Here is a 23744-nt window from a genome sequence, read left to right on the forward strand (position 1 = left end):
TTAGTTCCTATATGGCTGACTTTATCTATAAAGAGATAATTTTGAGATACGAGAATGACATCAAAAAAAATCCCAAAGGCTACAACTTTAATTTAAAAAGATTTAAATTCTTTTTAGCAAAATCGAAAATAACAATATCTTTTACCACCATTCTCAATATTAGTAATATTGACACAAAATCGCAACTTGATAATTATTTTTATTGTTATCAGCATAGCAAATTCAACCAAGTTGTTTCTTTACTCACTCATATAAGAAATAGTTTCGCTCATGGACGATTCTCGCAAGATAAAACATACTTCTATTTGGAAGATTACAAGAATTCAAAAACTTGCACGATGAAAGCTCGAATTAAAAAAAATCTTTTAAAAAAATTCATACACGCATTAATAACGTTAACCAAATAAATTTAATAACATGAGAAATGCAATTATTTATCTAACAATGCTGATACAATTATCTAGCTTTTTCATCGGTTGTGGTAAAGATAATGGAACTGATGATCCCAACAATCCAAATGGGAATGGAGGGGAACAAACAACATTAACAATCTCTCCAAATGAATTAACATTTAAATCGGAAGGAGAAGAGAAAACATTTTCTATCACCTCCAATTTTGATTGGATTATTACAAACCCAAGTACATGGTGTAAAATTAATCCGACCCAAGGTAATGGAAACTCTACAATAACAACTATTGCTGATCCCAGTGACGAATACGATGATAGAAACTTCAATCTAACCATTAAAGCAGGAGAGACAACAAAAGTAATGACCGTCACCCAGAAGAAAAAAGATGCGATTATTCTAACCAAGGAAAAATATGACATTCCAACAGAAGGAGATAACATCACAGTTGAAGTTAAAAGTAACATTAGCTATTCCACCATTATCCCAGAGGAACACAACGAATGGATCAAGCAAGTTGAGACAAAACAACTTGGGAGAGGGTTAGAAACAAAGAATCTTAATTTTGAAATTTCAGCAAATCCGACCACAGACAAAAGAGAAGGAATCATTATAATTAAAGACAATAGTAGCTCTTTAGCTGATACAATTCATGTTTACCAAGCACAAAAAAATGAATTGATTCTTACACAAGACACGTACAATGTTTCTTCGGAGGGAGAGAATATAAATGTTGAATTAAGGAGTAATGTCGATTATGAAGTGATCATTCCGGAGGATGTGAAAGATTGGGTTACTCGAATCACTGGCAGAAGTTCAAGGGTGGATAATCTTATATTCAACATTGAAGCAAATCCGACTTATGACAACCGTTCTGCAAAGGTGATTATCAAAGATAAAAATAGTGAACTTGCAGACACGCTTAACATCAACCAGACACAAGTCAACGCTATTATCTTGACACAAGAAAAATATGAAATTCCCTCTGAAGGGCAAAATATTAAAATTGAAGTCAAGAGTAACATTAAATACGACATTATCATTCCTGACAATGCAAAAGAATGGATCAAACAAATTCAATACAGAGCATTAATAACGAATATTATCAATCTAAGCATATCCGAGAACACATCGTATGAACAAAGGGCTGCAGAAATTGTTGTAAAAGACAAGAATAGTAATTTATCAGATACTATACGGATTACCCAGAAACAAAACAACACGATTATACTAACACAAAAAAAATACGATATTCCAGCAGAAGGGCAACAAATATCTATTGAAATAAAGAGTAACATTGAATATGATATTTTGCTTTCTACCGATGCTGAAAAATGGGTAGAAAAAATTGATTTATCTAGGGCTTTAGCAACAAACACTCTAAATTATAACATATTACCTAATACTACTTATAATGAGCGCAAAGCAGAAATTATTATAAAAGACAAGGGCAGTGATTTATCTGATACGGTGGAAATTATACAAAATCCGACGAGTGCTATTATTATAGAAAAAAAAGAATATAATATTTCTAGTAAAGGAGGAATTGTTAAAGTTGGAATTAAAAGCAACATAGATTATAATATTATTATTCCTTCCTCTGCAAAAACATGGATAACACAAATTGCATCCAAAAATCTCATAACAGATAGTTTAACATTTAATATATCTGAAAATTCAACTTATGAAAAACGTAAAGCCGAAATTATAATTCGTAAAGATGAATTAGTAGATACAATTACTATTTGTCAAGAGCAAAATGATGCTATTATTTTAGATACAAAAATTTACAATATACCAATGGAAGGTAAACAAATTTCAATCAAAATACAAAGTAATATAGATTTTGAGGTAATTATTGCTAAAGAATCTCAAAATTGGATAGAACAAATAGAGCTTTCCAAATCCCTTTCTCCTAGTATCTTAAATTTCAATATAAAACAAAATCCAAATTACACTGAAAGAAAAGGAGAAATAGTTATTAAAGATAAAAACAGTAATTTATCAGATACAATTAAAATAATACAAGCACCGAGAAACGATGTTTTTATTGGAAACGTAAGATTCTTTTATGAACAAGATTTGATTAATTTCAAAGAAAAAGGATACAAGAAGATTGTAGGAGATGTTTATATAGCAACATCTGGCAATACTTTGCAAAAGCTTGACAATTTACTGACCGAAATCGACGGAAATTTAACCCTCGATTGTGAATTAACTAACTTGGATGGATTATACGGACTAAAAAAAATCACAGGAGATTTAATAGTAAAAAAGGCAAATCTTGTGTCTTTTGCAGGATTAAGTAACTTAGAAACAATCGGGGGAAATTTTGAAATAAACACTTCTTCTAAATCTCCTTTAGATGCCTTAACATCATTCGAAGGACTGGATAAACTTAACTGTATCGGAGGTAATTTCGAAATAAATACATCTGCTGCAATAGGATCTTTAAATGCATTATCATCATTCAAAGGATTAGAGTGTCTAAAAAGAATTAATGGAAATTTTAAAGTTATAGCTTCTAGTATTTCCTTAAAAACCTTAACATCATTTGAAGGGTTGAGTCAACTAAATTACATCGGTGAAGACTTTGAAATAAATGCTACGACTTCCTTAGAAACCTTAACATCATTCAAGGGATTAGAGAACTTAGAGGAAATTAATGGAAGTTTTAAATTAGTAACTTCAGGAAACTCTTCTTTAGAAGCTTTAGTCTCATTTGAAGGGTTAAGTAAATTAAAATGCATTGGCAAGGATTTTGAAATTAACGCTTCTATGGAACGAGGTTCTTCTTTAGAAGTCCTAACATCATTCAAAGGATTAGAAAACCTAGAAAAAATCAACGGAAATTTCAAAATAACAACTGATGCAAAAAATACTAAAACCAACACTTTTTTTCTAAATTCCTTGGGTTCATTTGAAGGACTAAATAAACTAAACTATATAGGTGGAGATTTTGAAATTAATGCTTCTACGAAGGACGGCTCTTCTCTAGAAGCCCTAACATCATTCAAAGGATTAGAAAACCTAGAAAAAATCAACGGAAATTTCAAAATCATAGCTTCTACTCACCCCGAATATAGATCTTCTTCCTTGAAAAACTTAAAATCATTCGAAGGGTTGAATCAATTAAATTACATAGGTGGAAACTTTGAAATAAATGCCTCATCTTTACTCTCATCTTCACCTTATAATTCCACATCTTGTTTAACTGCCCTAGCATCATTCAAGGGACTGGAAAACTTAGAAAAAATCGATGGTAATTTCAAAATAATTGAATACACTCGTTTTGCGTTAAAATCCTTCGCATCATTTGAAGGCTTAAACCAACTAAACTGTATTGGTGGAGAGTTCGAAGTTGTATGTTCCGATTTAAAAAATCTATCATTAAACAATCTCATAACTATCGGAGGGGAAACAAGGATCAGCGCAACACTCGAAACTTTAGCCTTAAATAAATTAAACAATATCAATGGAGATCTTTATATTAATGGAGAAATGACCTCGCTTGACTTAATTAGCCTAACAACAATCACAGGAAATTTAACAATCACAAAGTGCCCCATGCTTAATAATATTGACGGCTTAACAAACCTTAGTACAGTAAAAAACATTTCAATTACAGACTGTCCCAAACTTTATGATTTCTGCGTACTAAAAAATATTGTCCAAAATAACAATAGCGACTTCTACACCATTGGTAATGGATATAACCCAACGAAGTATCAATTATTAAATGGAGAATGCTCCAAACTACCAGAAACAACCAAGTAACTAACAATTAAACGATCAACTTCATCGCTATACACAACAACGATGAAGTTGATCATACATTAATAAAAAATATAATTATGAAATACACCGATTTTGTCAAACTAACAAGTACAGCAGTACTGGAACTGCAAATAGAAAAAGGAAATAACATATCAGAAAAAGATATTCAAGAAAGAATAATATCAATATACAATAGCGAACACCATAGAACATATTTACTTAAAAAGGAATGTTATAATAAAACTGATATAGTTATATACAGGAAAAAACAAAATGAAGAAAACATCCATTCCATCTACGAGTTAAAAACATACTTCAAAGATTTTGAAGAAATTGGAATGGATAAAATCAGACGAGATTTTGTGAAATTATACAATAGAAGACAAATAAATAGCAACATAAAGGCTTATTTTCTAATGATTAGTACTTATGAGCATCTTGAATATTACTCAAAACATAACAATGGAAAAAATGCAATTGATCCTCTTTACAAAAACAAAAAGGCATCAACATTAAACACTAGAAATAAAAACATTACATTCATTCCCAGAAAAGAATATGAAGGAGAACAATTCCGCATTTCTATCTGGGAAATACTTTGAACATCGAAAATAAAAATATTGATTCTCCCTCATCATAATTCAGACGATGTTTTTTCAATAAAACGCAAAAAACAAGAACTAACACCAACACAAACTAAATCTCTATCACCAACACTTCAAACAATAATATATCTTTTATATAAAATTCAAATTCAACCACACACAACAAAAAGATACTAGATAATTTATAAAACAATAACTTATGAACAACACTAGCTAAATTTTCACCACCTACACTTCGATCTGTTATTATATAGAAAATAAATATCTTCGAAGTGTTGAGGATAAGATAATCAGTAGAATATCATTTTTACTTGTTATCTTATGAATTTCATTAGAAATTTCTCTTTACACTAGAGAGAAACAACTAATACAGACAATTTAAGTTTAATAATAATCTGACATATTGGCATATTGATAATTTTAAACACCCACTTTCTCACCCATATAAAAATAAAAATGATTATATCACATAAAACAACTATAAATCAAATAGTTACTATTACAACTCAGGGGTAGAGCACTTCCTTGGTAAGGAAGAGGTCATGGGTTCAAATCCCATTAACAGCTCAGGAGAAGCAGTCTGTAAAAGGGCTGCTTTTTTGTTTTATATAGCTATTATTTAAACAGTTACAACAAGAATATTTCTTAGTTATCAAACTTTCCCTTTCAAGATAGTGTTTCAAAAACTGTGTATACTCCTTCTTTTTTCATGTTTGCAAAAGAATATCTAGTTCAGGAAAGAACATCAGACCAATCATTCACATGTACAAAGGTTCTTGTTGAATAGGATACCACAACATTATTTTACCAAAGAAATTGCTTCTAGTAGTAAATAGTCAATATTACTATCCCCCATTCTTTTACACATAAGAATAGTTTTATCTAGCAACACTCCCCTCCTTTGCATAACTTCACCATTGGGATAGAATATACCATTACCTGTAAAAATCATGCTTATATTTCCGGGCAAAGGTAAAAAGGTAATACTACCATTTGCTCCTGCAGTTTGGGAGCCAATAATTGTGCTATTGGGAAGTTGTTTTAAGGCCATTGCAATAAATTCCGATTGACTTATCGTATTATTATCTACTAGCACGATCACTTTCCCTTTATAGTAATCGGGATTGTCTTTTCCGATAACATATTCCTTTTGAAAAGTAAATGTGCCAGGATTCTTAATTTCCAATCGAGTTTCTTTAGCGAATAAACGAGGCCTGGGAAATAAATAGTTGCCTAATACATTACGAACTGTATCTTTGGGATAACAACGGAGGTCTATTATTAACCCCTTTGTATATTTGATTTTGCTATATATTGCAGGGATGTCCTCTTTAGACAATTCCGCTAAATAAATATACGCGATACTATCTGATACAAATTTGAATCCTTTCCCGGCTGTTTTTAGGGATGGTCTGTAATTTTTATCAAAAGAATTTACATCAATATTCAATTCCAATTTTTGTCCGTTTCTTAAAACAGTTAGTTGTATTGTATCTGTTGCACTTGTCAATAAAGGATATATTCTATTTAGTGCATATCCAGGCGTGGAAAATGAAAAGTAATTACTTTTTTCCTTAATAATGCGATCTATATTTACTCCATTTACTTTTTTAATAATATCTCCAACTTTCAATTTTGATTTCTCCCATGTTTCATTATTAAAACTACGAACAACCGCTTGTCTTTTTTGGAGAATTACATTTGCTGGAATAATATTAGCAGGATATAATGATGACGTGTAAATTAATGGATAGCCATTAAACGATACTGCCGCATGGGAGTCATTCAAACAGTTTGTTAATTCCATCAATACGAATTGGATGTCCATTTCTGTATCGGCCTTCATTATTCTTGGCAAGAAATCATGTAATACGGTATGCCAATCCGAATCCATAAGATCTCGATAGGGGTAACAATATTGAATTGCATTCCATAATCGGAACAATGCTAAAACACGGAAACCGATATCTTCAGCAAGGTTGGCCTCTGGAAATGCATTCTCGTTGCTAAACGATAGATTTCCGGCGTATTCATTAAAACTCACGTATTTATTGCGATGAACTCTTTCTATATCATAAATTAATCCTGTTATTTTTTGTTGGAGTTCATTCGCAAATTGAGAATTCTTTAGCCATTTCCAATCGGGTTTTAATTGTACCAGACTATCCCCTTGGTTGTTTGCAGGAGACAAAGTACTCACGTCACCGATACGATTTATCCATTGAATAAAGATATTATTCAGTTCTTTTCTATCTGCATCAATGCACAATGGTATATATTTGAATAATTCTTGATCCCAATCAATTTCCCCTTGGGCGATTTTAGGATGATAGTACTTTAAAAATCCCCAAATCTTGCATAATGACTCTAGGTTTAGTAATTGTTTTTTGGATAAAGACGAATTCATTTTCACGCCCGACTGTATGCAATTTATCTCGGAAGGTAACTTCGGATACGTAACTCTCACTTTATTTGATACGGGATTATTATCTATTTTAATGGACAAGTTATCAAACCAAATTTGTCCACCTTCGCCTTGAATTTGTAAATCAATAATAAGATACTTGCCGGGGCGATATTTTACTTTATCTGAATAGAATCTCCATCCAGAACTACCTGTTGCTTTCAAGTGTACGGAGGGGTGATGATTACTAGCGAGGAAGTCCGAATAATATAGCGACATTGTAATATCACAATCTTTCACAGCATCACACTTAATCCATCCACCAAAATACAAAGAATCCCCCTTGATATTGTTGGTCGGAATATAATACTGTATTCTTCCGTTTCCACTATTTACCGTATATAAAAGAGATTTCTCCCCCTCAAAAAAGACATTTGTATCTATTTTGAAATCTCCACATTTTACATTCCAATGATTTTCCCACTGATCCAAAGAAATATCAGCGTCATAAAATAATATATTTTCAAAGGTAAGGTTTTCATCCAAACGATTTAATACATTTTGGGCACAAACCGGAAATGATAAAACGATCAATACTAGTAAACATTTAATTTTATTCATCGCGCTAATTTTGAATTATACAATCTATATACAAAATCATAAATAACAAGCTCGTATATTCTGTTCTTTGACTTAAAAAGTCTATTTAAACACATGTGGATGATACTTGACATCACATCAGGAGAGAGTTGTTTGCCTAACCGGGTAGAAATTTCTCGTAATTCTTTTTTTCTCGTATTAAGGATATCATGGTAAGAACTACTCTCACTACAAGTATTAGATAGAAATTGATTTATCAAATTTTTATTCAAGCGATATTTATCATCTAATTGTTTTTTATAAGTGTGATTTGTGAAATCGAACTCTGTTTTATAAGAATCTGAACAATATTTCATTATATTTCTTTTTTCCAGAATTGAATACCCGAAACAATCTAAAACATCATCAATTAGAGGAATTGCTAATAACCATCGATCTTGATCTGGATTTTTTGCTTCAGGTAACAATCGTAAAAGTAAAATAATACATTCACTATCTACACTGAAAACTCTTTCAATATATTGTATCGTATCTTCACCTCCATATCTTTCAATCTCTCTTTTATATGTATCATACTGTAAATTCCAAACAATATTCTCTTTCATTAGTGGATACAATATATGATATAGTTCCGATATGAGTACAGGAAGACAAGACGTATCAATCATTTTTATTCTTACTCGAAAATGAAAATCTGGATCTGAATATCTTATAAAGAAAAATTCAGATACATATCCTTTCTTTTTCAGTTGTATGACTATAGGATAAATATCTTTGATTAAAAGGTCTTCCCCGACTTTTATTCCTGTATATATTTTAAGATACAACCATTTGCTGCCTAATAAATAAAATCTATCCATAGTTATTATGAACGGTAAAGAGTAAATACAAATTCATTTGTAAAGCATCCATTTTCAGCCTCGATAACAGCATCTTTCGGAGAGAAAACAAACTCCTCAAATCTCAACTCGGTTCGATTTCTACTTAGTGATAGCAATGTCTTTATACTAATCAATTTTTTAAAATCTATAAACAATTCATTATCTCCTTCTTGAATGACGATATATTGGGGTAATTTATTCTCTTTTCTAAATACACTTATGTTAGCCAACAATTCATCATCGGACAAATGTATCATGCGTTTTAATTTTTCAGATTTTATAATCCATTTTTCCTTGAAAAGAATATGATTTTTATACATGATACGAGGGAAATAGGAGTGGTCTTTAAAATAGTTTTCGAGGTCAAGATATAGTATTGTTTTTTTGTTTTGACCCTGTAAATCACAAAGGAAATAGTAGATAGGCATACTGTTATAGCTATAATTGTGAGAATTTGTAAGTCTTGGTATTATCCTTTTTTCTAAGCTTTTGGATTTAAGTATAACTTCTCCATCTGCAATTGAGATTGTAATATCTGATAGTGGAATCTGGCATTCCCGTTTTACAGAAGGATTTGCAAGGTAAGGAATTTCATATTCTCGAATCGTCGGCCTGAATATCACGTTTCCAGTACGAGCTTCCGGCAAATGTACTATTTCTGCGAAAATTGTATTTGGATTCAATTCCTTTTCCTTTTCTGCAATTTCTATTAGTAAAGATTTTATATCAGGGTTTAGATGTCCAAAACGCCCCAATAAATAACCCGCTGAGTGCCCTCCTATAGCTTTAATTAAAACCTGTTTGTTATTGTCAGTGTCAGATATTATGCTGCAAATAACAGAAAATGTATCTGGCATTGAATTCCAATCAATTTTGAAATCAGGAAAATCATTATCATCTAATTTTATGACATTGCATCTATTTTGTAAGGCATTTTGATATTTGTTTACAAGTACTTTTTCCAAAGCAGTATATTCGCATAATTCCCGTTTCTTTATTTGTGAAAAATATAGATCATCGATTAATGAAGAACTATCATTTGTTTCATGATTTACGGGATACCCAATTCCTACTTCGGTATCGAGTACAAAATTTAAATCCATTTCTTGGTCAGAATACCTCTCTGAAAATTTAGTGATAAATTCTGTAATATTATTTTTTGTCGGCAATGAGGTTAGTTTATTTAAGAATGAGATTACGGCATATATTTCTTCAGTGATAGAATTTGAGATTTTAGCTTCTATTGTCGGTTTGAATAGATCTGTTTGAAATAAATATTTCGGGATGAACTCTGGGGTAATCTGTTCTATTATTTCTTTAATATTTTTATAATATGAAATCTTATTACAATCATTAGTAGCATCGATCTTTTTCAATAGAATTTGTATTTCATCAATAATACTTACAAACCGATTCGCCTCTTTAATATTCAATAATTTATTCTTTAAAATCTCTAGCGGATCATCACCTGTTACAGATATATCTAATTCGCTTTTTATTAATTGAGAAGAAATCATATCCTTGATAAACTCAATAGATTCCTCGTAAGTGAATCCTTCTTTGGTAATAACCTGTATTAATTCAGAGAATTTCACGCCATTTTTAGAATAATCTAGTACTAAGGATATATATTTCTCCTTTTCAACACTAACAATTTGATGAATTCTTTTTTTATTAAAATTAAAATATTCAATATACCGATATTCTTTTTCTATTTCATATAAACTGTTATTGGGATAAAAGGTTAATTGAAATAATATATGCTCCTGCTTTTCTATACATTGAATCAATTCATATATATAAAGCATGTCAAGCCTGGTAATTCGTTGATAATTGTTTACGGGAACTAATTGTATATGCGTGTGTGTGCCATTTATACTTCCGATTGAACAACCAGCAAATAAGCCAAAAGGTGTGGGCCTTGTTCTTGTGCGAGAACAATATTTTTCCAGAGAAATATCTATTTTTTCTTCGGTTTTCTTCTTTAAAACTTCTTGAAATAAATCCGGTGAAGCAATATAAAGTCCTTCCAGGAATACATCTTCTAAATGATCTTTATTGAAACAAAAATTATATGGATACAGTGGTGTCCTAAAAAACACGGAAGGGAAAAAAGAATATTCTCTCAACTTTTTCATGCTATAAAAACATTATTTGGAAATTAGTTTTCTGTAACTAAAATGAATGGAGGGTATAATACCCTCCATCATGTTTTACTTGCATGGTCTAACGTTACAATTAACCTCCCAAGTCTGGTAAGTTTGTCCACTGCAAGTTTTTGTGTTGTAGGTTTGAGGACCACATAAACGATCTGTTCCACCTGCAACGTTTTGCATTTCGTTACTGTTAAGATTTGCGATAACAGTCTTTTTTACTGATAACTTTTTCATGATATGAATTTATATTTGTTTTGCTTTTAACATAAAGGAGTAAAAGCATCTCCTGTTCATTTTATTAATAAAAAAGCGTCCCAATCAGAAAAATGGATATCCGAATTTGATGCCATTAATGATAAACCGATTCCACTTATCCCCTCCAAAAAACTATAATTATCAAAATAATCAAGCTTTGACTGTTTCATTTCCAATGCCTTAAATCCAGTTCCGTTATTAGTGTATGTAGCCATTCTCAATGTTTCGTTAATCCAAAATTTATTGGCATCTAAAAATGAAGATATTCCTGTTTCATAATACATCCGCAAGAAAATTTGAGCAATACCGCTAGTACCATGACATAGGCAGGCATCCCACACGGAATTTTCTTCTAGTTGCTTTCGTTGAGTTGAAAATCTCAAAATTTCAAGTGATTTCATTTTCAGACCATCATCATGTAATATTTTCCCACATTGCCATAAACTTAATGCGATACCAAGATCGCCATAACACCACCCCATTCTACTTTTTAGAATATCAGGTTGTTCATACTCTATTGTTATACTAGGAAAAAATGAACCGTATTTTTTGTGATCAATTTCTTGAGCTAAAATAAATCGAATGCAGCCATTTAGTAATTTAAGGGTATGTTCTTCTAATATGTTTTTTTCATAAACCCTAGCTAAAAAGATTGCTATACTAGACATCCCGTGTGATAAACATATATTAAACGCCTTAATTCCAGATAGATTTAATATAGTTTTCCATGCATACTGTTCGCCATTTATAATCACATCTGCCCATAAATGATTTATAATATTTTCTATACATGAAATAGATAATGCATTATTCCGGTGTAAAAAATAAAATCCTAGTCCAATAGCTCCATGTAAAAAATCATAATTAGGATTTTGAAGTTCCTGGTCTAGTATTTGCTTGAAAAGATTGTCATAAACATCAATAGCTTCTGACATTTCAATTTCGATAAATTCTTTCTTTTGCAAATGTTCTAAGGCTAATAACATGCCACACAATCCATTACTGTAACTATATGCTCGGTATCCATCACTTAAACTCGTCAGGCAAAAATCCAGATGTTCGTCAAAAAATTTCTGCATACTACATTTAGGATTGTAGTGCAGATAATATGCTTCAAACAGTAACATACCCCACTGTCCATTAAATAAACCAAAATCTTCATGTGCTTCCTGAGTCTTCATTTTACCCTTTGCATACAAAGTTATGCTAGCTGCAATCTTTTCGAGTTTATGATCTAATGTTAGATTTGACATCTTGTTATTATTATAATTTTGCCATGGCAAATATATGTATATAATTTAGAATACCAAATAGTATTTATAAATGCTTTCAGTCAAAACAACTTACATATTTTTATATTACTGTAATACAGTTATATAAACAATAATATTATTTTTAAATGTGATTATTCAACTTTGTTTTATATATTTGCATCAGCATAATAACCATTATAAAGTATGTAGTGAAAAAATTTCTTTTATATCTTCAGTTGGACGGTATGGACTGCGGTCCGACTTGCCTGCGGATGATTGCTCAAAAATTTGGCAAATCATATACATTGCAACACCTACGCGAGCTTATGCATGTTGGAAAATTTGGCGTGACCATGCTAGATATATGTGAAGCTGCTGAACAAATTGGATTACGAGCCCAGGGAGCGAAAGTTGAATGGCAGGATTTGATTGACATTCCACTTCCTGTAATTGTACATTGGGATAGTAAACATTTTGTTGTCGTGTATAGAATAAAGAAAAAACGAAAAGGTGAATTCAATATCTACATTGCGGACCCTTCTATCGGTTTTGCGATATATTCAAAAGATGAATTTTTGAATCATTGGATATGTAAGAATTCTAATGAACAAGAAGGATATCTAATAGCGTTTGAAACGACACCTAGTTTCTTTATAGAAAACAAAAAAGAAAAATTTCACTACAGTTATCTATTAAATTATTTGTATCCTTATAAAAAGTACATTTTTCAGGTATTTTTAGGAATGACAACTGGTGTGATTATCAGTGTTTTAATGCCTTTTTTAACTCAGGCGATTGTCGATTATGGCATAGGTACTGGAGATGTATCTTTTATTGTAATTATTTTAATAGCGCAGTTAGCATTATCTTTTGGCAAGACCATGAACGAGTTGATTCGAAATTGGCTAATGTTACACATCACGGCGAGATTTAGTATTGCATTAATTTCTGACTTTCTGATTAAGCTCATGAAGTTACCAATCTCTTTTTTTGATGCCAAGCTGATAGGCGACATTTTACAACGAATTGATGATCATGGCCGCATACAAACTTTTCTAACTGGAACTATGATTAGTATGCTATTTGCTATTTTTACTTTTATCATATATACATTCATGATGGCAAGTTATCATGGAGGTATTCTTTTGTCTTTCATTGTTGGTAGTGCCATATATATACTATGGGTTTTAATGTTTTTAAAAAAGCGGAGAGCCATAGATCATGTTAGATTCAGGGAGGCTGCTGCCAATCAAAATAGCATGGTGCAACTAATAACAGGGATGCAAGAAATAAAATTGAATGGATGTGAAAAGCAAAAACGTTGGATGTGGGAAAAAATACAAGTACGTTTATTCAACGCTAGTGTGAAAGGTATGACCCTGCAACAGAATCAGCAAATCGGGGCAACGATGATTAACGAATTAAAGAATATTGTTGTATCCTATCTGGCGGCAAGAGCTGTGATTGGTGGGGATATGACATTAGGTATGATGGTCGCAATTCAATACATTATAGCCCAATTAAATGTGCCTATTGACCAATTTATTAATTTTATTCAAAGTGCTCAAGATGCAAAAATAAGCATAGAGAGATTGGGAGAAATTCATCAAAAAGAGGATGAAGAAAGTCAAGATAGTGGATTGATATACGAAATACCACCTGCAAAAGAAATTACAATAAAGGATTTATCGTTTCGCTATGACGGTCCGCACTCTCCCAAGGTATTGGAGAATATAAATCTAGTCGTACCTGCGGGTAAAACGACCGCAATTGTTGGTGGTAGTGGTAGTGGAAAAACAACACTGATAAAAATACTACTCGGATTTTATGAGCCGGAAAAAGGAGAGGTGTTGATTGATAATCAAAAATTGCAGCGTTACAGTCCTCACTCGTGGAGGATGGCATGTGGTGTTGTCATGCAAGAAGGAGTTATTTTTTCAGACACATTAAAAAAGAACATTTGTATCCTTAATGATAATCCTGATGAGGAACTTTATAGCAAAGCTATTCAAACGGCAAATTTGCAGGAATTTATCAATAAATTACCTTACAGGGACAAGACAAATATTGGTATTGATGGGCATGGCTTAAGTAGTGGGCAAAAGCAGCGTGTGTTAATTGCCAGGTCAGTTTACAAAGATCCCGGCTATATATTTCTTGACGAAGCAACAAATTCATTGGATGCTAACAATGAATTGATCATTATGGAAAACTTGAATCGTTTTTTCAAAAACAAAACTGTCGTGATTGTTGCTCACAGATTAAGCACGGTCAAAAATGCTGATCAAATTATAGTGATGGACAGTGGTAAAATAATTGAGAGCGGCACACACAATCAATTGATTGCAACAAAGGGGGCGTATTATAAATTAGTAAAAAATCAACTTGACTTAGGGAACTAATCTTAATATGAAAGCGATGAAAACTAAACGTTCTACTCAACATTGCGAAGATGTAGAACAAATCATGAAAGAAATTCCTAGTTCTTTTATAAAAAAAGGGTTGGGTGTAATTTTTTGTTTTATGTGTTCACTTGTTGTCGGAAGTTATTTCTACAAATATCCTGAAATTATTGCTTGTCCTGTTATATTAACAACGACAAATCCCCCAATTACGTTATACACAAAAACGACCCAAACGATCCAAAGATTATTCGTGGATAATAACGATTTCGTGCATAAAGGTAAGATAATTGCAATGCTTGAAAATACGGCAAATTATACTGATGTTTTAAAGTTAGAAAAGGATCTAAATACTTATGATAATACAACTTGGGATTCGCTTGTGCTTTCCAAGCAACAACCATTTTTGAAATTAGGAGAATTGCAAGATTACTATAATTCATTTGCAAAAAATTGGAATATATTTAATGAATTCTTGCATTTGAAATACTATCTCAACAAGACTGATTTGCTAAACCAACAAATAACTCGACAGAGACTCGAATATCAAGCAATGCTAAAACAACATGATAGCCAAAGAAAGAATTACCTGTTGGCCAAAAGCCAATACCTGCGAGATTCATCATTTTTTTCCAAGCACCATGACGTGGCTGTAAGTTTGCATCAGCACGAACAAACAACTCAAAAATTTTTGAAAGAAGAGATTGCATACATGAGCTTTTGTTCATCATTACGTTCCGCCAACAATCAAATATTAATACTTGAACAGGAGGCTCTGGATTTACATTCTCTGTATGAAAGAGAACTTATTACGCATAGAACAACAATGGACGAAACGTACAATTCGTTGAGGGAACAATTAAAACAATGGAAGGGAAAATATATAGTAGAATCTCCTATCGCTGGAAATGTTACATTTACGAGACTATGGAAGGAGAATCAATTGATCAAAGAAGGCGAGAGTGTTGTTACTATTGTTCCTGAGCAAACAACTAAAATTTTTGGCTATTCTTTCATTAATACTAACGCCATTGGTAAAGTGAAGAAAGGGCAACCTGTAAATATAAAATTGAATGGATTTCCCTATATGGAATACGGGGTGCTCAAAGGTTCCGTGATTAATATTTCATTGGTGCCTGAAGAAAACAAAGGATACATTGTTGAAATAGAGTTAGATTCGGGAATGCAGTCCTCGTATAATAAAGAAGTGAAATTTATTCAAAAAATGGAAGGATCCGCCGAGTTCATTACAAATCGCAGGAGACTGTTAACCCATATTGTCGCTCCGTTAAAATCTCTCTTAAAAAATTGAATTGTAAAAAAAGGAATGCCTTCTCGGACACTCCCTAAAGCAATGTTCATTTTCGTATATGTATCTTGCTGTCGATCTCTTGCAATGAGACCAGCAGGTGATCTAAATCGCTTTTTGTATGGGTGGCAAGAATCCCCAAGCGGATGCGAGCATCATTCAATTTCACTCCGGGGTAGGTAATACCGCAAGTGTATATTCCTTTCTCTAAAAGTTTTCGTACCACAGTTTTAGTTTTCAAGTCATTGCCTATTTTTATCGGGATGATTTGAGAAACGGTATTGCCCGTGTCAAAGCCCAATTCTTTTAATTTCGTGTTTAAATACCTGTAATTCTGACGAACAATTCCCCTTTTCTCCGGCTCTTGGTTGATTAATTTAAGCGAACATAAAGCGGAACCCATCACCTGGGGTGTTGGGGCTGCGGAGAATATACTTGTACGGGCGTAGAGTCTCAAATAATTTATCACGTTTTGGGGACCAGCGAAAAAGCCTCCAATCGTCCCCATGGACTTGCTTAAAGTTCCAGTGATGAAATCTACTTTGCCCAATAAGTCAAAATACTCGATCGTCCCCCGGCCGGATTTCCCCCAGACTCCAATCCCGTGAGCATCGTCTACAAGGAGATAAGCACCATGTCGATGGCACACCTCTACAAGTTCTGGTAACGGGGCAATGTCTCCGTCCTGCGAATACACGCCATCAACAATAACTAATTTTGTATCATATTTATTCTTGATCGTGGACAAGTATTTATCCAGATATTCGGGATCGTTGTGTTTCGTGATTTTTGTATTCGTGTTATATAGCCCTTCAAATACGCTTGCGTGAGCAAACATATCAACAATCGCTATGTCATTTTTGTGCAGTAGGGCTAACAAAGCACCTGCGTTCGCTCCGAAACCTGAGGAGAAAACGAGAGCGTCCTCGCAATGTAAGAAGGTGGCAATAGTTCTTTCGAGTTCTTGTTGTGGCTTAAGGTATCCACCAATCACTGGGGCGGCACATGCTCCTGCCCCGAATTTCTTTAACGCTGCTATTCCGGAGTCGACAACCCGAGAGTCTTTCGAGTAACCCAAATAATCATTTGAAACAAAGGTTGTCGCTCTCAAATAGTTTTCCCCATAATTGCCTGTTAATTTGATATGCCCTCCATCGATGCAATCTTCTGTCACCATCCACAAGTCCCACAAGCCCGCATCCTTTAACTGAGGAATGTACGTTTGAGAAAACTTCCTCGCTTTCTCCATAATGTCACTTCCTTCAATCGTAACAAAGTCTTTTAATGTAATGTTATTTGTTTTCATATTTCATGCGTGTAATTTATATTTTCTCTTATGATCTGTTTTTGAGATAAACTTATGTGATGAATTAGACGAACAAACGCATGCAAATATATAGAAAATATAAACATTATATACTATATAGTATCTATAATATTTAAATTAATGCCATATAGTGCATGTCGTGTGTTTGACGGATAAGGAGTTAATTGTAAGGTGTTAGTCGTGTGTTATGCGCTCGCATATTACTTTTGTGCAGTTAATTATTGAGTGTTATTTTTGTTTGATATTCATTTAATAAGATGGAATTCGTACAAATCTTGTGAAGGGAATTTCAATAGGGAATGTGGATGTCGAATAAATACTGCATAGTGAATTATTTTGTCTGTTTTCTTCCTTGTGTTTGTAACCATATAAATCACATTTGTTTTCGTGTCGAACGATGCTAAGGTTAGTGATAAAAAGTATTGTTTTTAATAATTTAATTCTATGGATAGCGAGCAATGTGCGAATACATGATTGTATGAAAATCGGATAATACGCCCTGTATGTAAGAGAAGGCTCGTGTCGAAAGATAAAAGAATTCTTGCTTGGAGTGTATGATAAACTAAACTGCATGCTTGAAAATATTTTTCTGCAACTCACTCAAATAACAACTAATAGAGGGAAAGACTTAATTTAAATGTGATTGATGTTTTAGCTATATTCGAAGTTTTAACAAAAGTTTGGTCAAATTGGATCAGTTTTTTTTGTTTGGAGGACGAATGTTTAAATTCATCCTGTTTTTCGTCCGCAATGAATACTTTGTAGTTGAGTATTCGATGTTTAGTCAATTCGATAAATTGCATATTTGTCTATATATCAGTGCTAACATGTAGATTGTATATTGTTTTATGAATAAGTTTTAGTATTTTTGCTTCTCATTTGTACTAGGACTTTAATTGGAATTATATTTTGTTTATGAAAACGCAAAAAGATGGTGGGTTAATTCAAGCAAATAAACGTATTCGAAGATCTAAAGATGAAATCGAGAGAGACTTGTCTCGGGCAATAACGAAAATTATTACATCACAAGGATTTAGCAAGCTAACGATAAACAATGTGTCAGAAGCGGCTAACGTCACAAAGCGGGTAATTTATGAGAATTACGAAAGTTTTGAGAATTTATTAAAGGTCTATTTTATAAAAAATGATTTTTGGACCTCTTTCATTTTGGCAAAAATCGCTGATAAATATACAAATTACAAAGATTTTTTTGTCGGAGTACTTGGGGAGTTTTTTAAAGCTATTGATGAAAATCCAGTGTTCCAATGTATCATTCGCTGGGAAGTGGCCGATCCTAATGATTTTGTTCGGAGTCGTGCCAAGAACCGAGAGATTAGTTGTGCCGATGAACTACAAAAAAACAAGAAATTCTTTCAACAAATCGGAATAGATATAGAAGCTTTGTATGCTTTGTTGATTTCCGGTATTTATCATTTAGTACTGAGGAAGGATATCTCAACGTTTTGTAATATTGATATCACAAATCAAGAAGGCAAAGATCGAATTGTCAATATAATAGTGAAATTGTCGGAACTCATGTTCGCCTCATTCGAAAAAGTGGACGAAAAAAAACGAGTTATTGCTCGTTTGCTCAATCGTGGAATGGGAATTGAAGAAATTGCGGAAATCATGGAAGTGGACAAAGCTTTTGTTTGCTCTATTATTGAATTGAAAAAGGAGTAAATCTTTTTCTTGACGGCCATTTGCTATTCTCGAATGCTTTTTCCTTTCGGGAATAGCTTTGTGTTGCCATTTTGTGCTTGCAAGCTCCAAAATTATTATTATATTTGTATAATTATTTCCAATCTCAAGAAAGTGGTTATAAATATTAAGTAGATGGAAATCCATTTTTCGTATTGAATGCTATTATATCAAGATACAAACGTAGGGATTTCTTGTCTACTCTGGTTTAACCCACCTCTTGAGTCAAGAAACGCTCCACGTTCTTTTGTTGTATATTTTGTTTCAGTAAATGGCCTTTGCCAAAGGTATTAAAAGCCAATATAAATACTTTGTGTTTTTTGTTATTTTTGATCCATAACACGTTCGTTCGAGCAAATACAATGATAAATTGAGGAGTTTTTGTAGATCCATCATACCTAAAAGAGCTTCTAATAGATGTTAGCACATCGCTATTAAATATCTGTAATACAGTTGAGTGTATGGCTTTTCTTGGCCTGCATAGGCAACCAAGTTGGGTTGAGCTATTATCTATTAAAAGAAATATTAAGCAAAGTCTATCCGCAGGATAGCCTGAAAATTGATATATATCCGATTAAAATAGAATCGCCTGTTTCGATTGCGTTTAAAGTTGAGAATCTCGTTGTTGATCAAGATTATACATTGTATGTTGATACAACAATAATAAACTTGATCCCTCGTGAAACACCAGAATAGATCCACACCTGGAACAATACTGGTTTTAAGATTTAGGCAGGTTTGATTTTACTAAGAGGAATAATTTATTTAACTAACAACAATAAATGGAGGAATTTAAAATCTCTATTTATTATGGGGGGGGGGTAAATTAAACTGTGCCATCTTCATTTTTGACTCAACGGCCAGGGATCGGGCAAGCGCCAAGGGGTACTCCAGCACTCCCGACAGCGTAAAATTACCATAATTTAAGCCTTTCTCTAAATTTAATAGCCAGTTGTTGAGCAACAGCCGCCCAATTCGGAATTAGCATGGTCCATTTTTTCCTGATATTGCGATAAGCCAGGTAAACTACTTTTTCAAGGGCGATGTCGTGCTGGACAGGGCCTTGTTTTTGATGCTTTCGAAATTAAATTCTTGTTCCATAAAAACTGTGTTAGCAAAATTAATCATTTATTTTGCTAACACAGTTTAAATTACATTCTCGAAAGATCTATTCCTCGTGCAAGTCCGTGGCGGGAGCTAGGCTTAAACTCACCTTGTGGTACAATCAAGTCAACGAGGCCAGCTTTCACTCTTTCAATTCCGTGGCCGCTTCCGTGTTCGCACACTCAAATAGCATCTTGAACTTTTTCAACAACAGGAGCACCAACGCTTCCACCGAATCCTTTTACGCCAAGTTGAAAGCATTCAAGGCTCTATTCCGAGGAGTACTTGATATCAAGTTTTTTTTCTCTTTAGAATCACTAAAATTTTCGCATGAAAAAGATCGGGGTAAAACTACAAAGAATAAAAGGTCCACCCAATTTTTCACGTGAGCCCAAACTTTCCCTTTCAATGCAATATTTTCATTTTTCAAGTGACAAAAGGGGTTTTGAGTAAAAAAAGAGGGATTTTAAGACTTATTTGTCCCCCTATTTGGTCCCCATTTTTTCAATAAAGCCTATTCAGCAAAGTCTATTTACCGGAACCGGAGACTCCCATGATTGATTAGCTTATAAACACCTTACAACAAAACAATAACAACCGAATACATTTACCAAACAGGCCATAAACAAGAAACAATTCGAATCGCACTCGTGATTACACAACAGAAAAAATTCAGAAAATGGGTACAAAAGAATCACATTTTGCAAAACATAATACTCGAAATAAATGCCACACGAAAAAAGAGGAAAAAAATTTACATTTATCCCGAAAAATCAATCAAATATCTCAATAAAAAACGGGAAATAAAAGTTTTTACACTCCCATTTCCCGTTTTACACTATTCCAATGTTACACGAACACTAAAGTTTCTCTATCAACTTTTCCAAAAGCATCGTCAATTTATTCATCAACTCCTCATTAATCGTCATTAACTTCTTAATTTCGTCATCCTTGGCCTTCAACGAAGAAGCCTGTTTATCCACGATTACAACCAGATGACGAGCCATCAAGCTATCATCATCTCGCACGGAAAGATCACCCGCAACATCCTCAACAGCAGCCTGTCCTTTACGATATTTATCACCTTCACCTGTCAGAAGCCATTTCCGATTCACCCCCAGTAAAAGACTTATTACTTCCAATTTTGTGGTATCGGGATTCGTTTTATTGTTCAAATAATTAGATATCGTTGTTGCAGACATGTGCAAGGCTTTTGCTACTCTATATTTTGTGAACCCTTTTTCGTCCATCACTTCTTGTAATCTCTCAGATAAAGACATATCGTTTTTATTTAGAATTATTTTAAATTAAACTTTTATTATAAAAACACTCCAACTTAAATTTGTTTTCATCCAAATTTGCATTATCTTTGCGTGTCGTTTGTTACAAATATAACGAATATTGGTGAATTCCCCAAGTAATTGGGGTTAGTTAATCGGTTGGTGACGTGAGGAGACGAAGATATTCACTCCCGTTTATGTCTTTCGCCTCCTCCTTTCTTTTCAATCAAAAATTTCTCAATTTTGCACCCATTTGCCCAAGAACAGGCGCATTTTCGCCAAGATTACACGATTCGCTTTTATCATCCAAACACACCACTACAAACATCCAATATACATTAAAAAGAACTCGACACTCAAACAATATTGATTTATATGGCAATTTTATCGAAGATGATAAAGCATAATGCAACATGAACAAGACATCAAAATGGTAAGGGAAAAGCGAGAAAATTACCCCGAATTTACCCGTTATCATCCTCGTATTATTAATAACACTCATGTTTCCTTTTTAACGAATAAAATTTCGAATGAAACCATTTTAAGATACTTTTCCTTCGTTTTATTTCGTTTCAATCGAAAAAAGTTGCTTTTATATTTTGTTTTCTTTCGTTTTATTCATTCCTTTGTAGCGAAAAATAAAATTTTCTACACATGAAACAGAACGAAAACACACAATCGTTTGATGTGATTATCATCGGAGGCGGGGCTACAGGCGCCGGAACCGCAAGAGATTGTTCTCGCAGAGGGATAAAAACGCTGCTACTGGAAAGATTCGACATCTCTACCGGGGCAACGGGAAGAAATCACGGTTTATTGCACAGCGGCGCCCGTTACGCGGTGACAGACAAAGAATCCGCCGAGGAATGCATCAAAGAGAACATGATCCTCCGCAAGATCGCCAGTCATTGTGTGGAAGAAACAGACGGTTTGTTCCTGAGCCTGCCGGAAGACGATTTAAGCTACCAGTCCAAATTCATCGAAGCCTGTCAACAAGCCGGAATACGGGCCGACGTGATCGACCCGAAAGAGGCGTTAAGACTGGAGCCCTCGGCCAACCCGGATATTATCGGTGCCGTAAGAGTTCCCGATGGAGCTGTCGACCCGTTCCGGCTGACCGCCTCCAACGTGATGGATGCCAAACTACATGGAGCAACAATTCTCACCTACCAGGAGGTCACCGAGATACTACGCGAACAAAATCGGGTGGTCGGGGTTAAAGTTCTGGATCATAAAACCAAAGAAATCAAATGCTACCACGCTTCGGTTGTTGTTAACGCGGGAGGTATCTGGGGACACAACATCGCAAAACTGGTAGACATCAATATAAATATGTTACCCTCGAAAGGGGCCTTACTGATATTCGGCCACCGGGTCAACAACATCGTATTAAACAGATGCCGCAAACCGGCAGACGCGGACATTCTCGTCCCGGGCGATACCATTTGCCTGATCGGAACCACATCAAGCAAAGTCCCTTTTGAAGAGATCGACCACATGCGTGTCACTCCCGAAGAAGTGGACGTGCTAATACGCGAGGGAGAAAAAATGGCCCCGATTCTGGCCCAAACCCGGATACTAAGGGCTTACGCGGGAGTTCGCCCGCTCGTGGCCTCGGACAATGACCCTAGCGGACGAAGTGTCAGCCGGGGGATCGTCCTTTTAGATCACGCCACGCGCGACGGGCTGGAAGGCTTCATCACCATCACCGGGGGAAAACTTATGACTTACAGGCTCATGGCCGAATGGACCACCGACCTGATCTGCAAGAAACTAAACGTATCGGCCACCTGCACGACAGCCATCGAAAAGCTACCCGGCTCCAGAGAAAATGCCGAAGAGATCAGCAAAAAGATCATTTCCGTTCCTCTCACGCAACGCAATTCAACGATCTATCGCCACGGGGACATGGCCGACCGTTTCTCGGACAACACCCCTCTGGACAACAGCCTGATCTGCGAGTGCGAGGAGGTTTCGATCGGGGAAGCGAAATACGCGCTGAACGAATTGGATGTCAACAACCTGGTTGACCTGAGAAGAAGAACACGCGTCGGAATGGGAACCTGCCAAGGAGAGCTTTGCGCATGCCGGGCTGCCGGACTGATGAGCAACATGAATAAAGTATGCACGAGAAGAGCTAAAGAAGATTTGGCATCATTCCTGAATGAAAGATGGAAAGGGATGGCCCCCATCGCGTGGGGTGACACCTTACGCGAGAGCGAATATACCGCCTGGATTTACGAAGGCGTTTGTGGTTTAACATCATCCTTAAAAGAATAAGT

General features: G+C 34.2%; 14 protein-coding genes, 1 tRNA gene and 1 pseudogene. 8 read left to right on the forward strand and 8 right to left on the reverse strand.

Annotated features, from left to right (window positions below; all coding sequences use genetic code 11):
* Positions 1 to 417 precede the first annotated feature (417 nt).
* The 3 genes from DWW52_RS18345 to DWW52_RS18355 all read left to right on the forward strand — a co-directional run bounded on the left by DWW52_RS18345 (position 418) and on the right by DWW52_RS18355 (position 5357).
* A complete protein-coding gene (locus DWW52_RS18345) occupies positions 418 to 4185 on the forward strand; it encodes a BACON domain-containing protein (protein ID WP_118717106.1) in 3768 nt (1255 codons plus the stop codon).
* 77 nt (positions 4186 to 4262) lie between these two features.
* Positions 4263 to 4787 (forward strand): hypothetical protein, encoded by a 525-nt coding sequence (locus tag DWW52_RS18350; RefSeq protein WP_118717107.1) that lies wholly within the window; start codon positions 4263 to 4265, stop codon positions 4785 to 4787.
* A 499-nt stretch (positions 4788 to 5286) separates the two neighbouring features.
* Positions 5287 to 5357: transfer RNA gene (locus DWW52_RS18355), tRNA-Thr, on the forward strand.
* Between the two features lie 232 nt (positions 5358 to 5589).
* Here the strand turns inward: DWW52_RS18355 and DWW52_RS18360 are convergent.
* From DWW52_RS18360 to DWW52_RS18375, 5 genes are all read right to left on the reverse strand, one after another.
* Positions 5590 to 7815, reverse strand: a complete 2226-nt coding sequence (locus DWW52_RS18360) for a S41 family peptidase (RefSeq protein ID WP_118717109.1) — start codon at positions 7813 to 7815, stop codon at positions 5590 to 5592.
* The gene (locus tag DWW52_RS18365) at positions 7812 to 8654 is read right to left on the reverse strand and encodes a thiopeptide-type bacteriocin biosynthesis protein (protein ID WP_118717111.1); all 843 of its coding nucleotides are present in this window, start codon (positions 8652 to 8654) and stop codon (positions 7812 to 7814) included. Before DWW52_RS18365 ends, DWW52_RS18360 begins: the two co-directional genes overlap by 4 nt.
* A gap of 5 nt (positions 8655 to 8659) precedes the next feature.
* The gene (locus tag DWW52_RS18370; protein WP_118717113.1) at positions 8660 to 10813 is read right to left on the reverse strand and encodes a lantibiotic dehydratase family protein; all 2154 of its coding nucleotides are present in this window, start codon (positions 10811 to 10813) and stop codon (positions 8660 to 8662) included.
* Positions 10814 to 10888: 75 nt separating this feature from the next.
* Positions 10889 to 11065 (reverse strand): class I lanthipeptide, encoded by a 177-nt coding sequence (locus DWW52_RS21420; protein WP_199692020.1) that lies wholly within the window; start codon positions 11063 to 11065, stop codon positions 10889 to 10891.
* Positions 11066 to 11121: 56 nt separating this feature from the next.
* Complete coding sequence (locus DWW52_RS18375; protein WP_118717115.1) at positions 11122 to 12339, reverse strand: lanthionine synthetase C family protein; 1218 nt, start codon at positions 12337 to 12339, stop codon at positions 11122 to 11124.
* A 209-nt stretch (positions 12340 to 12548) separates the two neighbouring features.
* Between DWW52_RS18375 and DWW52_RS18380 the strand changes: the two genes are divergently transcribed.
* Both DWW52_RS18380 and DWW52_RS18385 read left to right on the forward strand, forming a co-directional pair.
* Complete coding sequence (locus tag DWW52_RS18380; protein WP_118717117.1) at positions 12549 to 14741, forward strand: peptidase domain-containing ABC transporter; 2193 nt, start codon at positions 12549 to 12551, stop codon at positions 14739 to 14741.
* 7 nt (positions 14742 to 14748) lie between these two features.
* A complete protein-coding gene (locus tag DWW52_RS18385) occupies positions 14749 to 16053 on the forward strand; it encodes an HlyD family secretion protein (protein WP_118717119.1) in 1305 nt (434 codons plus the stop codon).
* Positions 16054 to 16099: 46 nt separating this feature from the next.
* Here the strand turns inward: DWW52_RS18385 and DWW52_RS18390 are convergent, their stop codons facing one another.
* Entirely contained in the window at positions 16100 to 17356 is a 1257-nt protein-coding gene (locus DWW52_RS18390; RefSeq protein ID WP_118717121.1) for an aminotransferase class I/II-fold pyridoxal phosphate-dependent enzyme, read from the reverse strand.
* 936 nt (positions 17357 to 18292) lie between these two features.
* On the opposite strand from DWW52_RS18390, the gene DWW52_RS18400 reads away from it, so the two are divergent.
* The gene (locus DWW52_RS18400; protein WP_118717125.1) at positions 18293 to 19060 is read left to right on the forward strand and encodes a TetR/AcrR family transcriptional regulator; all 768 of its coding nucleotides are present in this window, start codon (positions 18293 to 18295) and stop codon (positions 19058 to 19060) included.
* A gap of 931 nt (positions 19061 to 19991) precedes the next feature.
* On the opposite strand, the pseudogene DWW52_RS21285 reads toward DWW52_RS18400, so the two are convergent.
* A pseudogene (locus tag DWW52_RS21285) lies at positions 19992 to 20126 on the reverse strand (IS256 family transposase); the annotation flags it as partial.
* Between the two features lie 139 nt (positions 20127 to 20265).
* Here DWW52_RS21285 and DWW52_RS18415 point away from each other — a divergent pair.
* Positions 20266 to 20571, forward strand: a complete 306-nt coding sequence (locus tag DWW52_RS18415; RefSeq protein ID WP_233556981.1) for a transposase — start codon at positions 20266 to 20268, stop codon at positions 20569 to 20571.
* Positions 20572 to 21042: 471 nt separating this feature from the next.
* Here the strand turns inward: DWW52_RS18415 and DWW52_RS18420 are convergent, their stop codons facing one another.
* Positions 21043 to 21462: a helix-turn-helix transcriptional regulator gene (locus DWW52_RS18420; RefSeq protein ID WP_118717131.1), complete on the reverse strand. Its 420-nt coding sequence runs from the start codon at positions 21460 to 21462 to the stop codon at positions 21043 to 21045.
* A gap of 654 nt (positions 21463 to 22116) precedes the next feature.
* Here DWW52_RS18420 and glpA point away from each other — a divergent pair.
* The gene (gene glpA, locus DWW52_RS18430; RefSeq protein WP_118717135.1) at positions 22117 to 23742 is read left to right on the forward strand and encodes an anaerobic glycerol-3-phosphate dehydrogenase subunit A; all 1626 of its coding nucleotides are present in this window, start codon (positions 22117 to 22119) and stop codon (positions 23740 to 23742) included.
* Positions 23743 to 23744: the final 2 nt, after the last annotated feature.

Source organism: Odoribacter sp. AF15-53 (assembly GCF_003479425.1).
Lineage (GTDB): Bacteria > Bacteroidota > Bacteroidia > Bacteroidales > Marinifilaceae > Butyricimonas.